Raw genomic sequence first — 16,701 nt, forward strand, 5'->3', positions numbered from 1 at the left:
ATGGCTTCTTTTTTTGCTTTAACTATTCGTTCGACCAACTAAGACGCTACCATAAGCCCAATAGGTCTTTCCTGTTTCAATAACTGTAAAACGGTACATATATGAATCTTCTTTACCATTTTCTTTAATTGTAGCCATGCAATCTACATTAACTGCTTTACCTCTAATTGTAGCATCACTTGCTCTTCCTGTTGTTACTGATAAATATGCTGAATTATAAACATGATTATGCAAGTAGTAAGTGCTTGTCGTACTTACGGTTCCAGTCTGTTTAAGTGACTTATAAGTAATTGATTGATTAAATGTTAAGGCCTTTGAATAAACCCAATATTTATTTAATCCTGATTTAATTTGATACCAAGTTGTTCCTTGGCTTCTATTTTCTGCTCGAGCTAATAATTTCACTGTTTGCCCAGTTAATTGTGTTGAAGAACCATAGTTAACCGTATTATCAGTAGAGTTCTTAACTGAGTTATAAAGCATATATTTATTACTATTAACTTTTGCAGTTTCTGAACCAGATGCACTATGCATTTCTAAATTAACTAGTGCATCCTTATTGACTGCTCCTGTGTAAACCCAATGATCATCTGAACCAATTTTAATACGATACATCGTTGATTTAGCACCATTATAATCAGTTATAACGGCTTTTTGATTAATTGTATATGTTCTATTTTTATAATTGGCTGAATCACCTGTCTTTTTAGATAGATAATCTGAATTGTATACATGATCATGTAACTGATATGACTTACCATTAAATTTAGCTGAAACATTCATTGGTGAGTAACTTACTTTTCTTAATTTTAAGGCGTCACTATAGATCCAATATTTTGTGGATGTCCCTTTAACACGGACGCGATACCAAGTAGTGCTACCATTTTTAACACCACGCATATCTGCATACAATGTTTTACCGCTTAACTTGCTGCTTGAACCTTTATCGACTGCGCCGACCGTCCCTTTAACATGGTTATAAAGACGGTAACTTGTATTATTCATCTGAACAGTTTCTGATCCAGCTGCACTGTGATATGCGACCTTCACACCTAATTGTGTGTAGTATTCTTTGATTAAATCATACAAGTCTGACATTGAATATGACTCATTAAACCATTTATTACCAGATTCGCTATAGTAACCAACTGGATCACCATGATCAGTTGCACCTAAATACTTACTGACATCTGCATGTGCCCAAACTGTTGCGCCCGCTCCATGATTGCTAGCAGTTGCTAAACTTGGTTTCAACCCATATTGTTGTAAAATATAGGCAGTATAGTAGGCGGCATTATTAACTTCTCGTGCAAATGCCGACTTGCTATGAACACGCGTTTCTTCAAATTGCACGAAACGTTGGTTACCTTTAGGACCAGAGCCCCATGACATGACGTTCGTTTTTGCAATATTAATAATATTATGATCGTCAACAAAACTGTGCACAAATGCATTACCATAATTGGCTTTCATAAAAGCCATTTCACCATATATGGTAGATGATGGGTTAGCTGTTTCATGAACAACAACACCTTCTGGTTTACCTTGACGATAAGTCATATCATCGGTTGGAAAACCACCCCAGATAGCACTTGTAATCTCATTTGGTGCAATATGTTGAGAATGTATATAATTATTTACCTTTGATGAAGCCGAAACTGATTGATTCATTAATCCAGCCGCTACAATCCCCAAAACAATGGCAAAACCCATTACTATTTTTTTCTGCATTTTCAATAACTCTCCTATTTTTTTATTGCTATCCCTTAGCAATATTAGTTCAACAACCTAATAAATTAATGTTTATTAATGGCTCCCTTATAGACCCAATGATTAGTAGATCCAATTTTGACTCGGTACATCGTTGATTTAGACCCATTGTAATCAGTAATAATCGCTTTTTTATTAATTGTATAAGTTCTATTATTATGTGTTTTTGATTGACCTGTCTTTTTAGATAAATAATCTGAATTATAAACATGATTATGTAACTGATATGATTTATTATTAAAATTTCCTGTATTTTTTACTGTAGAATAACTTGTTTTTCTTAATTTTAATGCTTGTTTATAGATCCAATACTTCGTTGATGTGCCTTTAACTCTTACTCGATACCAAGTTGTGCTACCTTCTTTTACGCCACGCATGTCCGCATAGACTGTCTTACCTGTCAACTTAGCAGCCGCACCTTTATCACGACTACCTGCTGTTCCTTTAACATGATTGTAAAGACGGTAACCAGTATTAGCTACTTTGACTGTTTCAGAACCGGCTGCGCCATTATAAGCGACTTTAACGGTATTATCTAAACTAGCTAAATTATATCTAGAAATTAAGTTATTTAATTTTTTACCGTAGGCACTACTTGTCGAGTATTTTAAACTCAATGATGCTGTTGCTTTTTGATAAGTACTAGCTTTTTCACGCCATGTACCTGAGTAATACTTAGCATCCCAACTTACACCGTTACGTAAATGGTTGGCATAATCTTGAATAGATGCTTTAGCATTTGGGTATTTTTTAAATTTAGACACCGCATAATAAGCTTTCCCTTTGCTATTATATTCCAATGATTTAACTGAATATGATTGTCCCTTATAGGCACCCTTCATACCAAAAAAATTATTAGCCTTTTTTGCCAACGTACTTTGACCCCAAGAAGATTCAAGAATCATCTGTGATAGCATCACTGATGGATACAAGTTTTTATCTTTTGACACTGCTTGAATCGTTGGTCCATTCTTTTCAATGAGAGCCTTTGTTTGGGCAGTCGTGGCTGCCGTAACTGTTGATTCATTTTTACTTTGATTCCCAATTGGTAAGTTTATTGAGCTAAATCCCGTAATAGCAACAAATGTTACCGTAACTAATTTTGTTAACAACTTTTTATTTTTCATATTTCCCCCTATTTTTCCGAAATTATCAGCTTTAATTATATCAAATTTGCATGTCTAATAACGCCTTTTTCCGTTACATTATGATTACAATTAGTAACGCATAATGCCTCTATTAGTATGCGCCCAACTACACGTTTTTTTGATAATTGAGTCGTCAGGTGATTCATCAGAATACCCTTTCAACGTGTAGATGGCTAATAAATGCTTAACTTCCTTAATGAAATCTATTTTATCCACATAGGTATCACGTCTGTTCTGAACTAAAGATAAGATAGCATCATGATATCTAAATTGGGGTGTTGGATTTTCAAAACCAAGTTCTGCAGCTATTTTACTGGCCAAAGAAACTTGAATATCTGTAAAAAGATGCGCTAAATTTAATTGCTTTAGAAATTGCGAATACTTACTTTGAACTCTAATTCTTAATCCATTGTTGAAAAATAAATCAGTTCCATTTTCTACATCGGAAATATTAGCAAGATGGTGTCCTGCCGTCCATGAGGCATCCCGTTTTGATGGCCCACTATCTGGAAATAACTGATACATACCACATGTGTAAGGTAGAGCTTGTTTCTTTTCAACTAATGACACAATCGCACGCATTGCGACAAAAGTTAGAATTTTTTCATTAATCAAGCGATTCACAAAATTTGTTGTTGTGTATTTACATAATAAAATATCTTTATGCTTATCAAAAATAATGGATCGTAAATCATCCCGTCTGTGTGTTATATGGTGAATATACAAAGTTGTCTCCATGTTCACTTGATAGTTATCCGTTACAATTCCATGTTCTGTAAAAAAATGATCATCCGTAACGTCTATTATTGGATGATTCTCCAACAAGTTTCGCCAATATTGAGACCCAACAGTCAATAAGCGTGTTTCTGGATAATCTATAATTTCTTTAAAATCCCGTTCTAATTCATTCTCCAAGTTCAATAGCCTACTCCTTTTCTTACTTTCATTTAACAACTTATCCTATGTTACAGATTTAATTGTAACTAATCTTGTGTGAACTTAAGTCTAATTGTTAAGTTTATCTTAAGAAAATTAATAGTCTACCTTTAATTCTTAAATGCTCATCAAAAACCCATAAATACGCTCATTTCGTCGTCTATTTTAAAATTGAATAACCTCGTATTCTAATTAAGAACCTTGGCCAAGGGATCTTAAAAGAAACGAGGCAACTCTACTAATATGTCAAATCAAATAAACCCAGGTCTAGCTTTTCTACTGAAAAATGACCGTGAAAAACTTATCTTTGGTGTTCTAAAAAGAATGTCGATTAATCAATCGCATGCTTCATATGACGATTTCGTACAAGAAGCACGATTAGCATTCAGCGCTGCATATGACCAATACCCTAAAACTATTGAAGATAATGAACAAACTTTCATGGTTTACGCCTATCAACGTGTCTACTGGCGACTTCTTGATTTAATTAATCGACAATCTAATCAACAAACGCATTTAGAACCTAATAAGGATGATTCAACTAATCCAACTGATTCCATCATTGATTTAACCCTCCAAACACAAGATACTATCGCTGAAAAATTATTTACAGAACACCTTTTTAAATCACTCTATGACCTCTGTTCAAACGCCGAACAACATTATCTAGTCGATTGTTATATTAGACACAAAACAGTCACAGAAATTGCTGCCAGTCATCATGTTAGCCGTCAAACAGCCTATAACTGGCGTAATAGCGTCGGTCGGAAAGTACTTTTAGTCATTGCTCAAATGAATCAAGAATAAATATCAGTATTTGCTTTACAAAATGGTTAACCGATTCTTTATTATCTATGTAAGGCGTCGCGGCACTTATCAAATATAGACACACAAAGGAGAACATATATGAGTAAAACTTGGGTAAAAACAAACGTTATCGTTGAGGGATTAAGTTCTGACGGCTCTGAACGTAAACGTTCATTCGCTAACATTACTGAAAATGCCTCTAACGAAGCTATTGCACAACTCGGCGCTACAGTTGCTTCATTAACTGGTGATAACACCGTTAAAATGACCATCCGCACAGAATCAAGTCTTTTAGCTTAATCAAACCTAAGGAGGAAATTATATGAAACAATTAGATTTAGCATTTAAAAATGAAGCGGGTAAAACGCGCCATATGAAATTACGTTACGTTAATACAGATTTAGATCCAGCAACCGTTAAGAAAGCCATGGATGACATTACAGGTTCTGATTTATTCCATCGTGATAACGAAAAAATGTTCGTAACCCCTATCTCAGCACAATTTGTTGAAACCATTGAAACACCAATCTACACAAACGATTTAGTTTAACCGTAAAAGCCAACTTAATTGTTGGCTTTTTTTGTACCCTCATAGCACCTATCAATTGCCTTTTAACATCATATTGGCTATTCTAAAATTTAGGGGGATTGTAATGAATAAAATAGAAGATAAAAAAATGACGTTTTTCACGGTTTTCTTGTTAGGAATTAACGGTATTATTGGATCGGGGATTTTCTTATTATCTGGTAAAATTTATAATGATATTGGACCACTCAGTATCTTTACAATTATCGCTGCAGCATTAGCAGTCACCATGATTGTGCTCTGTTACGCAACACTAGCAAGTAAATTTTCGGAAGATGGTGCGGCTTGGTTATATGCCTATAATGCATTCGGTAAATTTACTGGTTTTCAAGTTGGTATATTTACTTGGATATTAGGCGTAGTGACTTTGTCAGCCGAAATTGCTGCGTTACTAACTGTCTTAAAAATACTTTTTCCAGCATTACAACAAACGCTTATTTATGATGTTTCAGCAATTGCCTTAGTCATTATTCTAGGCATCATTAATTATTTTGGAACAGCTATTCTAGATTTCGCAGACAATCTGTCTTCTGCAGCTAAAGTATTTATCATGTTACTCTTTATTATTGTCGGTGCTTTCTTCATTAAGGATGCTCATTTTACGCCCATGATTCCGACTGATATTCACAGTAACACTCAGTTATTTACGAAATTTAATACAGCATTTGGTGTCATTTTTTATATGTATACTGGCTTTTCATTTTTACCGATTGCTGCTGCTAAAATGGATAATCCGGAAAAGAATATTCCGAAAGCACTATTAAGCGTTATTGCAACGGTGACTTTATTATATGTTTTACTTCAAACGGTTGCCGTGGGTATCCTTGGCCCTAACTTAGGATCGTACTCATTACCAATTGCTGCGGCATTCAAAAGTATCTTTGGTCAGTGGGGTTATATGATCATTATCATTGGGATGTTGATCTCTATTCTTGGGGTTGCCATCTCAGTATCATTCAATACACCTATTGTGGCTGCATCGCTAGCAAATGAACATCAGCTTTTACCAAAAATAATCGGTAAGCAAAGTAAACACAATACACCGGTTATCGCAATCATTGTGACATCTATCACAAGCATCCTCCTGCTACTTAGCGGTAGTTATTTATTCTTAGTATCATGCATTGTCTTTGCATCGTTTGTCCAATATGTACCAACAATTCTAGCAACATTTAAATTCAATAATGATCCAAATTTACCAAAAGGTTTCAAATTACCAGGTGGTCCAATTATTCCAAGCCTTGCATTAATTATCTCACTTTACTTACTGTTAAGTTTTAATTGGAAAATCATCTTATTCGGCGTTATCGTGTTAGTACTAGGGTGTTTACTCTACTGGTTTGATAACCGAAAAAAATAACCATTGATTTTGAAAGTTCAAAACCAATGGTTATTTTTCTATTAAATTTTGTAGATATTCATGACTTTCCAACATTTCGCGACAATCATTTTGATTTTCTAAATCAATTTCGTAAATAGTCGTTGCATTTGGATTAAGCAAAGGATATGCTAACTTCCAATCAATCTTGCCTTTTCCTAAAGTTAAACTATCATGAAATTTACCCATTGAATCGACTAAGTGATAATGGACGATATTTGGCATTAACCGTTTCAAACTCGCTTGTAAGTCAGTATTACTACCTGCTTGTTTAATAAAGGCATGCGATGTATCAAATGCTAAGCGATACCCTTTTTGTAGAATAAACTGATCCATCTCTTCAGACCCATAATAAAATAAATCAGAAATCGAATTCTCAAACATGACGTTATTTTGTCCATATTTTTGATAATAATCCATCCGATTAAATAACGCTGATTCCGCAACCTCAAAATTAGGATATTCAGCAATAATTGTTGGCGTTTGTCGATTATATGAACCATGAATGAGGGTTTGAATTGATTTATCTTTTGCGAGCTGAATCAATGTCTCAGTACTTTCTCTAACAAAACGATATAACCTAGGATCAGCTGTTTCGGAAACGGCTAATTCAACAGATTGTTCACCAACCTTCATTGGATGATGCATGACAATCTTCTTCGTAGTTGCCTTCACCTCATCAATCTCATCTGATAATCGTTTTAATCCATCTCCAGAAACATCAAATTCATTTAGATAGAATTCAAAAATATCTGGATTATGTTGTAACCGATCATGGAGTTGAATTGGGTCAGTTCCCGCCTTTAATCCTAATGGTATTGTCATTTGAATCATCTCCTTGGTACTATGTTAGCATTAAATTGGGTGAAAATAAAAAGGAGTGACTTCTAATGATTCAATTTCTCAAATCACTAGAAAACTCCCCTTTTCTATACTTCAATTTTAGCCATAAATTCATGTAAAGCATCTTGCCAACTTGGTACTTCAAATCCCGTTGCTTTAACTTTACTCAAATCCATAACTGAATGTCTAGGTCGGTATGCCTTTTGTGGATATTCTTCAGACGTTACTGGACTTATTTCAACTACTTCATCCTTTAAAATCTCACTAGCAAATTCATACCAAGTACATGAATTATCATTAGAAAGCTGATATAACCCATAAGGAATATTTTTTTGAACTGCATATAACATAAAATCAGCCAGCGTTCTAGTCCAAGTTGGCCGTCCAACCTGATCACTAACAACAGTCAGATGATCATGAGTTTTAGCTAAGTTTAGCATCGTATAGACGAAGTTCTTTCCATATTCGCCAAAAACCCATGATGTACGGATAATATAATACTTACTCATTATTTTAGCAACGGCTTCTTCTCCAGCTAACTTCGTCCGACCATATTCATTTTTAGGCGCAGTGGGTGTTTTTTCTGTATACATTTGATCATTAGTCCCATCAAATACATAATCAGTACTAATGTAAACTAACGTAGCACCCACAGATTCTGCTGCTGTGGCAATATTCTGAGTACCTATAACATTAACTTGTTCATTAATAGCTTTACCAGGTTCTTCTTCAGCATTATCAACAGCTGTATAAGCTGCACAGTGGTAGACAATTTCTGGGCGATTATCTAAAAAATAATTATTAACTGCTTTTGAGTCAGTAATATCTAAATCTTTAGAACCAGTTCCTGTATATACAATCTTTTTTTCATCTAATAAATGACTTAATTCTGTTCCTAATTGACCATTTACACCCGTAATTAATATTTTCATAATTAGCTCCTTCAAAAAAAGAATGGACTTAAGTCCATTCTTAGTTATTATTGTCCATTTTTTGCATAATTTGCTTCAACTGCATCTTTCTCAGCTTTCCACCAATTTTCATTATTTCGGTACCAATCAATCGTATCTTGTAATCCTGATTTAAAATCAGTAAATTCAGGATTCCAACCAAGCTCTTCACGTAATTTTGATGAATCAATAGCATATCGTAAATCGTGTCCTGGGCGATCTTTAACGACATCATAAGCATCTTTAGGTTGACCCATTAATTCTAAAATCAACTCCAAAACAGCCTTATTATCTTGTTCACCATCCGCACCAATCAAATAAGTTTCACCAATACGACCCTTATTTAAAATAGCCCAGACAGCACTTGAATGATCATTAGTATGAATCCAATCGCGAACATTTTTACCAGAACCATATAACTTAGGCCGGATTCCACTCAAAACATTAGTAATCTGTCTTGGAATAAACTTCTCAATATGTTGGTATGGTCCATAATTATTGGAACAATTTGAAATTGTTGCCTGTAAATTGAATGAACGCACCCATGCACGAACTAATAAATCTGATCCAGCCTTTGTTGATGAATATGGACTGCTTGGATTATAACGTGTTTCAGGTGTGAATTTTTCACCTTCACCTTCCCCATGACCGGGTAAATCTTCGCGTAATGGTAAGTCTCCATACACTTCATCAGTTGAAACATGATGGTAGCGGACATTGTATTTACGACAAGCTTCTAGCAATGTATATGTTCCGATAATATTAGTTTGAATAAAAGGTGATGGATCTTTTAAAGAATTATCATTGTGACTTTCTGCAGCGTAATGTACTACCGCATCTGTTTTGCTAACAAGTTCATCAACTAGTTTAGCGTCAGTAATATCTCCCACTACTAGCTCAACACGATCAGCAGGTAGTCCAGCTAAATTTTCTTTATTTCCTGCATAAGTTAATTTATCTAACACGGTAATGTGAACATCTGGGTGGTTATTAACCACATAATGGACAAAATTAGAACCAATAAATCCGGCCCCACCTGTTACAATAATATTTTTCATTTAAAAACACCTCTCCTATTTAGATTTCTCCATACACAAACGGATTGTCTTTTTCAAACTCTGTAAACGTTGGTTGTGCAGCATCTTTTTCAGATGTAATTGCTTGGTCAAAATCAATAGGCCAATCAATATTTAGTTCAGGAGTTTTAAATGAAATCCCACCATCTGCTGCTGCATTGTAGTAACCATCACATTTATAAAGGAAATTAACATCATCTGTTAATGTTACAAATCCATGGGCATACCCTTTAGGAACTAATAATTGGCGATGGTTACTTGCAGAAAGAATATATCCTTCCCACTGTTTATAAGTAGGTGAACCTTTTCGAACATCGACAATAACATCTAGTACTGCCCCTGTCACGACCCGAATTAATTTAGTTTGTGCAGCTTCTCCACGTTGAAAATGAAGTCCTCTTAAAACGCCAGCTTGTGTTGATAATGAATGATTATCTTGGATAAAATCAATATCTATTCCAGCTTCTTTGAAATCTTTGTCTGAATATGACTCCGTAAAAAAGCCGCGATTATCACCAAATACTGCTGGTTCAATAATCTTAACATCTTGTAACTTTGTTGTTGATACTTTTAATTTACCCATTACTTTTTATCCTCTTCTTCTGCGATACGTAACATGTACTGTCCATAATCATTTTTTTTGAGTGGTTGTGCTAGATCAATTAATTGTTCGCGTGAAATATAACCCATTCGATAGGCGATTTCCTCTAAATTAGCTACTTGCATATTTTGCATTCTTTGAACAGTTTCAATAAACTGCCCTGCTTCAAGTAAACTTGCATGTGTCCCTGTATCAAGCCAAGCAAATCCACGTCCCATAATTTCAACATGTAGTCTTCCTTTTTCAAGATAGACCTTGTTAACATCCGTAATTTCAAGTTCGCCACGTGGTGACGGCTTAATATTTTTTGCTATATCAACAACTGAATTATCATAAAAGTATAAGCCTGTTACTGCAAAATTACTTTTAGGGTGATCCGGTTTTTCAACAATCGAAATTGCTTTATGGCTCTCATCAAATTCAACAACACCAAAACGCTCGGGATCACGCACTTGATAACCAAATACGGTAGCCCCCTCAGTTTGATTTGCAGCCCGTTCAAGCATCTTAGTCATACCTGGACCATAATAAATATTATCACCTAAGATGAGCGCAACGCTATCATTACCAATGAAATCAGCACCAATAATGAATGCTTCTGCTAATCCATCTGGTGTAGGTTGAACGGCATACTCTAAATTAATGCCTAATTCAGAACCGTTGCCCAATAATTCTTGAAAACGTGGCGTATCTTCAGGAGTAGAAATAATTAGAATATCCTTGATACCTGCCAACATTAATGTTGATATTGGATAATAGATCATTGGTTTATCATAAATCGGCATCAGCTGTTTACTTGATGCACGTGTCAATGGATATAAACGAGTCCCACTACCTCCGGCTAAAACTATTCCCTTCATACACTTTTCCTCCTAAAATATTCTAATTAATTTTTGTAAATGGTAGCTACAATAACTACTTAACACAGCTTTTAAAAATAAAAATCATTATTTATTTAATATCCTTCTTAAAACCAATTTTTTAACATAATTTGTTTCGTCATATCTAATAAATAAGAAATAGAATAATGTACTTGCTAGAATAAATACAACAGCAGATGCTATCAAAATACTGAAAATCCCTTGAATTACAATAATTTTTAGTAAATACGAAATTATTCCTAATTCTATTCCAATTATTCCCATATAACCAAAATATTTAAGATAATATTTTTTCATACTACGTTTGAATCCATATTTGAATAAGATAAGTGGTTCCCACCATAAATTAATTCCAATATTACTTACTATTGTACCAATTAATATACCATTAATGCCGAGATTTGTTGTCATTAACAAAAGAATTGAAACTATCATATTAACTACAGCTTCAAGTAGTGATTTATATCTCATTGGCCAAAATAATCCACGTGCACCAATAAAATTTAATACAGTCTGTCTAAATTGAACAAGTACAAAATTTATAACAATAAGTAACACGGTAAAGTTCGATAAGACGTAATTTGATCCTATCCAAAATTTAATAAAAGATTCAATAACTGCGTATAACGTTATAGCAATAACTGATGTAATACCGGCATTTATATACATATAACGATAAAACACAACTTCTTGATAATCTTCATCCTCCGTTACTCCTAGATTACCTAATCCAGCTGTGACAGCAGAGATACTTTGTGTCAACACACTGGAAATACTATTTACAATCAGCATATAATTAGAATATATTCCTACTAATCTAACGCCTAAAAATGCCGATATTAATATATTATCCGTTCCAAAAACTAATATAGTACCAATTTTTGAAGAAACAGTCCCAAATATATTTTTCTTCATATAGTTGATGACTTTAGGATTTACTTTAACAGTTTTCATTTCGGAAAGAAATTCAAATTCCCTATCAACAAGTTTTGAAATTCTCAAGTTAGATAACAATGTTATAATTATTTGGATTACTAAGTACCAAACATATTGTCTAAATAAAAGTAAAAAGATAATTTGTAATACTGTCTGCATTATCGTAAAAATTAATCTATTTAAACTATCCTTATATCCTTCTTGATTTGCAATTAATAAGGAACGTTTATACGTAAAAAAGTAACTAACAACCGTATTTAATAAAAATAGTACAAACATAACTCGCGGAAATGGTACAGGACTACCGCCCTTCATTAAAATAGTTATAAATGGAGTAAATGCTAAACCCATAATCAAAATTACGATACCAATCACATTATACACTTTTCTAAATAAATTCATGACACCAGCAATTTCACCATGATTACTAGTAGCAAGAGGATCGTACAGTGAGTACGTTATCGCCCCACCAATCCCTAATTCAGCAAAGGATAGAAAACTCAACACATTAGCATATAGCCCATTGATTCCCATGTAATCGGCACCAAGAGTTTTAATAAATACTGTCTGCAATGCAAACTTCAAAACTAACATTATTACTTGCGATAGTGCAGCGATTGATGTATTTTTAGCTGCTATACCAGTTCGAGAATTATTATTCATACATCACACTTACCCTCATCTGTTAAGTTCTTGTACACGTTTAATTTCTGTTTTAATTTTATCCGTGTACTTTAACATGCCGTTATCATAGACATCATTAATATCGTGCTTCTTAAAATCAAGATAACTACGTTCTTTTATATCATTACTTTGATCAGCATATCCTCTTTTTACTTTATTCTCGAATTCTTCAAGTGATTTTGCATAGTAATGATTAACCCTCACGTGTTCCCTTGATACAATTTTAGGTCTTTTTTCATTTGTCCATGGATATCCCCATAACCTATTTCCGTTTTCATCAGTCGTTTTACCGGCCACATCATACCAATGTGGTATTCTCATATCAATTACTAATCTAGGATTTACGATAGGTTTTGAATCTAAAATAATATCATTTTTTGATCTATTTAAAAATGTCTCAGTAACTAATCCATTTGATTTTTTAATCAAATTAGATGAGCCGAACATCACCCAACCAATTTCAATTTGAGCAACGTTTTCACTAAATTCATTTAAAAAAGAATCAATATTTTTTTCATCAATTAATACTAAATATTCATCTAAATCTAGTGTTAATAGCCATTTTGTTTCTGTCTTACAGCGCTCGACAGCATCCAGATATGCTGGTATTTGTTGCTTATCACCCGGAAAATAGATATATTCAACCACTTTACTTTTAATATACGGTTCTAAAATTTCTTTTAAATTATCAGTAGATTCGTTATCATAAATATAAAATTTTGATATACCAATAATTTTATGATATTCAATCCATTCTTGAACGTATAGTGCTTCATTTTTAATAATTGCCACTAATGACACGCTATTAATAAAATCAGTTTTTTCTTCAATTATTTTTACTTGTTTATACCTTTTATTTCCGTAGTTCATCTTATTTTTCATATACTTTATCATATTATATGCCGTAATAAAATTACGCCTAAAACTTTTTTTTATTAAATTGATAGTAACCACCTAATCACTCTCTATTAAACAAACCATATAATTATTCTTTGTGCTGTTGTATTAATTAAACTATGAAATTTATGATACAAAGAATATCTTTTAAAGATATTCTTTGTATCATAAAACTTATATGTATCTTCTAGCATTTTTTTTTCAGTATCATTTTTAATGATATTAGAAAATCTTTCATACAGAACAATATTTTCCTTTTTAATCCGACCTAATTGTTTATATCTTATTTTTAATCTACGAAAAACTTCATACAAGTGTACATTACTCTTACCAATTCCGATGACGTTATTTTCATGTTGTCTATAGTAAACCGTTACTTTATCAATGTACGTTAAATTCCCACTTGCTGAGCTGATTTTAGCAATAATTGAATCATGCATTGTTACATTTTCAATATCTTCATCTGTTAACATAAGTACTTCATCTCTTAGTTTCTTATTAATTGCTAATGCCGCTCCGGTTACTTTAAAATTGAATAATAAATCATTCAATGAATGATTATAATTTTCGCCTACTAACATTTTAGACATTTTAATATTTGTTGAAACAGCCTTTTTATCAGCAATCATAAGATCTGAAAATATAGCTTGTGTTATTTTATTGTCTAACAAATCAAATTTATCCATAAATTGCATTATTTTATCTGAAACCCAAACATCATCTTGATCAGAAAAAAAATAGTAATCAGCATCGACAACCCTAAGTAATTCAAAAAAGGAACGTTTAACACCCATATTTCCGCTTGAATAAATTATTTTTAACAAATTTTTATTTTCGTATCTTTTTAAAATATCTATTGTATTATCTGTTGAACCATCATCTCTAACATAAATCTGTATGTTATCTTCATTTTTATATTTTTGCTCAATAATACTATTTAATTGTTCCTCGACGTACTTTTCGCCATTATACGTTGACATAATCACAGCTATATTTTTCAAAAATTTACTCCTTAATTACTTTTCTTTAAACGACAATGCTAAAGCGATTTCCAATGTACTAAATATGGAATACTGTCAACAAATTCTTGTGGTACTAACACTCCATAAAACGCTATAACAGCTAATAAGAGTATCCCCACCATCATTAAATCAATCTTTAATAATATTCTACTATCAATCTCATCTTTATGCTCCCTAATTAGCGCGTATGCAATTATAATTGGTGCGAAAGAGTTACGTTGGAACCGTTGATATTGTATCGACATAACTAAAAATGGGAGTGCTACAAGACCAGTTAACGAAATTAAGAATAACAATTTCAATTTATTTTTAATCTCAGTTGATAGGCTATTAATTTTCAAAAAATAATATCCAAGTCCTAACATTGAAAAATATGATAAAGCTATTTCTATAAGCATTATTTTTGATGAACCAGCAGCATAACTTGTGTTCAGTTTATCAAACAATTGTGTCCTAGATGAATGCAATGAAACTTTCGTTATTATATTTTTCAATAAACCACTTAAACCTGGAATAAATTGTACAATTGTTAAAATTACAAAAAAACCAATAATTAATTGTACAAAAATTTTCACATATTTTTCGCTCAAAAAGCTTAAGGGAATTATTATTAAAAATATATATCCAGATGAATGCATTGATGCGCTCAATAAGATTAATCCGATGGCAATAATAATATTTTTTACATTTTTTTTCTGTAAAAAACTTAGCCCTAATAGAGCAATAGAAATCATAAAAAAATTACGTGCCTGTGTTGCCTCATTAAAAAAAGGAAAAATTGCAAAAACCCAAACAAAAGATCCTAAATTCTTTGTAAATCTTAATATTGCAACTGTCAAAATAATAAAACTAACAATAAATAATATTAATCTAAAATCAGCATATGTCACTCCGTTTGCCGCAAAAATTCGAGAAAGCCACATATAGCCCCACTCAAATTGGTGATTATATGGTGCTAAAGAACTATTATCATAATTAATAAGATAACTAGGATAATCGGTCGTCGTCATCTTACTAGCAGCACCCGCTAGCCATGCTAATATTCCGATTCCAATGAACGGAATGATATTATTTTTTTTACCATGAACATGATCCAAAAAGAAATTGGTTACTATTGCAAATAAATATGTCATATAAACTCCTAGATAGTCATTTCTTAAACAATTAATGAAATTTGCTTATGCTGTATTCCATTTTTAATTAAATTTTATGTAAATACTAACATTATTTTTTGAATAACCTTAATATTTCCTCCAAATAGAGTAAGGTATTGTGACCGTGAATATTGGTAAAAAAACCATTCTTTTTGCCAAATATTATGGCTTCGATACCCTTCTTTTCTACAAAATATTTCAACATAGTAATTCTTTTTTTTATTTTAATAGGCGAATTTGAAAATTGTAGTTCTAATTCATTAACCAATTTGGAAAATCGATCAAATTTAACTTTATATTTTTTTAAATCAATTAACTTACTTTTTATAATTGTACTTTTTTTATGTGCATCGGCACCTCTTGTAATATTAAATGAATGCATTCTATGACCATCAGTCGCACTATCTATATATCCAATCCCATCATATAATCCAGCAACTAATGCAAGCCATGCATCATGATTAACTGCTTCTATCGGGATGTTTTTTGAAATTTCTAATAAGTTACGATTAATAATCATCGTATTACCCATTAACCAGTTATGTAGAAAAATACGTTGATATGTTGGTTTATTTTTCTTTTCTACACCACTGTAGTTCACACTTCCGTCCCCCACTACTTCAAAAAACTCGTCATAATTCGTATATACAAGCTTAGGCAGTACTTTTTCGTTAGGCAGGTGTCTAATTTCATTTAATGATATCTCAATTTTATTTGTATACCATACATCATCCTGATCTGAGAACATAACATATTCATACTGGTCTGGAACGTTATTCATTAAAATTTCAAAATTTCCTAATTGGCCCTTTTCATTAATATTTAGCGAGCTATCTAGTATCGTTATTTTAGGATCTCTTTTAAAATTATCTAAAATTTTACTGGTATTATCTTTCGAAAAATCATCTCTAATAAATAGGTGCCAATTCCCATATGATTGATTCTTAATACTTTCAATTTGCTCCATTAAAAATTTTTCACCATTGTAGGTAGCCATTAAAATTGCAACGTCACTCATAATTAGATCCTCCT

The 16,701-nt window shown here is 32.5% G+C and carries 17 protein-coding genes; 4 read left to right on the forward strand and 13 right to left on the reverse strand.

Going from position 1 to position 16,701, the window contains the following annotated elements; genetic code table 11:
- Window positions 1-18: 18 nt before the first annotated feature.
- The 3 genes from AC1RPX_RS04395 to AC1RPX_RS04405 form a co-directional block, all read right to left on the reverse strand.
- Complete coding sequence (locus AC1RPX_RS04395; protein ID WP_481761523.1) at window positions 19-1,731, reverse strand: N-acetylmuramoyl-L-alanine amidase; 1,713 nt, start codon at window positions 1,729-1,731, stop codon at window positions 19-21.
- 65 nt (window positions 1,732-1,796) lie between these two features.
- Window positions 1,797-2,897 carry a glucosaminidase domain-containing protein gene (locus AC1RPX_RS04400; RefSeq protein ID WP_481761524.1) on the reverse strand — a complete coding sequence of 367 codons (1,101 nt, stop codon included), beginning with the start codon at window positions 2,895-2,897 and terminating at the stop codon, window positions 1,797-1,799.
- Window positions 2,898-2,987: 90 nt separating this feature from the next.
- On the reverse strand, window positions 2,988-3,839 hold the full coding sequence (locus AC1RPX_RS04405) for a competence protein ComK (protein WP_481761525.1): 852 nt from the start codon (window positions 3,837-3,839) through the stop codon (window positions 2,988-2,990).
- Window positions 3,840-4,097: 258 nt separating this feature from the next.
- On the opposite strand from AC1RPX_RS04405, the gene AC1RPX_RS04410 reads away from it, so the two are divergent.
- From AC1RPX_RS04410 to AC1RPX_RS04425, 4 genes are all read left to right on the forward strand, one after another.
- A complete protein-coding gene (locus AC1RPX_RS04410) occupies window positions 4,098-4,661 on the forward strand; it encodes a sigma-70 family RNA polymerase sigma factor (RefSeq protein ID WP_481761526.1) in 564 nt (187 codons plus the stop codon).
- Between the two features lie 99 nt (window positions 4,662-4,760).
- Window positions 4,761-4,961, forward strand: coding sequence for a DUF1659 domain-containing protein (locus tag AC1RPX_RS04415; protein ID WP_409022133.1), 201 nt, complete (start codon window positions 4,761-4,763; stop codon window positions 4,959-4,961).
- Window positions 4,962-4,983: 22 nt separating this feature from the next.
- Entirely contained in the window at window positions 4,984-5,211 is a 228-nt protein-coding gene (locus tag AC1RPX_RS04420; protein ID WP_409022132.1) for a DUF2922 domain-containing protein, read from the forward strand.
- A gap of 103 nt (window positions 5,212-5,314) precedes the next feature.
- A complete protein-coding gene (locus AC1RPX_RS04425) occupies window positions 5,315-6,607 on the forward strand; it encodes an APC family permease (protein WP_481761527.1) in 1,293 nt (430 codons plus the stop codon).
- Window positions 6,608-6,637: 30 nt separating this feature from the next.
- Here AC1RPX_RS04425 and AC1RPX_RS04430 read toward each other — a convergent pair whose 3' ends face one another.
- The 10 genes from AC1RPX_RS04430 to AC1RPX_RS04475 form a co-directional block, all read right to left on the reverse strand.
- Complete coding sequence (locus tag AC1RPX_RS04430; protein WP_481761528.1) at window positions 6,638-7,450, reverse strand: sugar phosphate isomerase/epimerase; 813 nt, start codon at window positions 7,448-7,450, stop codon at window positions 6,638-6,640.
- Window positions 7,451-7,554: 104 nt separating this feature from the next.
- Complete coding sequence (rfbD, locus tag AC1RPX_RS04435) at window positions 7,555-8,400, reverse strand: dTDP-4-dehydrorhamnose reductase (protein WP_481761529.1); 846 nt, start codon at window positions 8,398-8,400, stop codon at window positions 7,555-7,557.
- A gap of 47 nt (window positions 8,401-8,447) precedes the next feature.
- Window positions 8,448-9,476: a dTDP-glucose 4,6-dehydratase gene (gene rfbB / locus AC1RPX_RS04440; protein WP_481761530.1), complete on the reverse strand. Its 1,029-nt coding sequence runs from the start codon at window positions 9,474-9,476 to the stop codon at window positions 8,448-8,450.
- Between the two features lie 19 nt (window positions 9,477-9,495).
- Window positions 9,496-10,077 (reverse strand): dTDP-4-dehydrorhamnose 3,5-epimerase, encoded by a 582-nt coding sequence (gene rfbC / locus AC1RPX_RS04445; protein WP_481761531.1) that lies wholly within the window; start codon window positions 10,075-10,077, stop codon window positions 9,496-9,498.
- Window positions 10,077-10,955: a glucose-1-phosphate thymidylyltransferase RfbA gene (rfbA, locus tag AC1RPX_RS04450; protein WP_481761532.1), complete on the reverse strand. Its 879-nt coding sequence runs from the start codon at window positions 10,953-10,955 to the stop codon at window positions 10,077-10,079. Before rfbA ends, rfbC begins: the two co-directional genes overlap by 1 nt.
- An 87-nt stretch (window positions 10,956-11,042) precedes the next feature.
- Window positions 11,043-12,575: a lipopolysaccharide biosynthesis protein gene (locus AC1RPX_RS04455; protein ID WP_481761533.1), complete on the reverse strand. Its 1,533-nt coding sequence runs from the start codon at window positions 12,573-12,575 to the stop codon at window positions 11,043-11,045.
- A gap of 15 nt (window positions 12,576-12,590) precedes the next feature.
- Window positions 12,591-13,478: a glycosyltransferase family 92 protein gene (locus AC1RPX_RS04460; protein ID WP_481761534.1), complete on the reverse strand. Its 888-nt coding sequence runs from the start codon at window positions 13,476-13,478 to the stop codon at window positions 12,591-12,593.
- An 86-nt stretch (window positions 13,479-13,564) separates the two neighbouring features.
- The gene (locus AC1RPX_RS04465; RefSeq protein ID WP_481761535.1) at window positions 13,565-14,494 is read right to left on the reverse strand and encodes a glycosyltransferase family 2 protein; all 930 of its coding nucleotides are present in this window, start codon (window positions 14,492-14,494) and stop codon (window positions 13,565-13,567) included.
- A gap of 38 nt (window positions 14,495-14,532) precedes the next feature.
- A complete protein-coding gene (locus AC1RPX_RS04470; RefSeq protein WP_481761536.1) occupies window positions 14,533-15,648 on the reverse strand; it encodes an EpsG family protein in 1,116 nt (371 codons plus the stop codon).
- A 91-nt stretch (window positions 15,649-15,739) separates the two neighbouring features.
- Complete coding sequence (locus tag AC1RPX_RS04475; RefSeq protein ID WP_481761537.1) at window positions 15,740-16,687, reverse strand: glycosyltransferase; 948 nt, start codon at window positions 16,685-16,687, stop codon at window positions 15,740-15,742.
- Between the last annotated feature and the right edge of the window lie 14 nt (window positions 16,688-16,701).

It is taken from the genome of Dellaglioa sp. CoH-56-MRSF-14 (genome assembly GCF_056782115.1).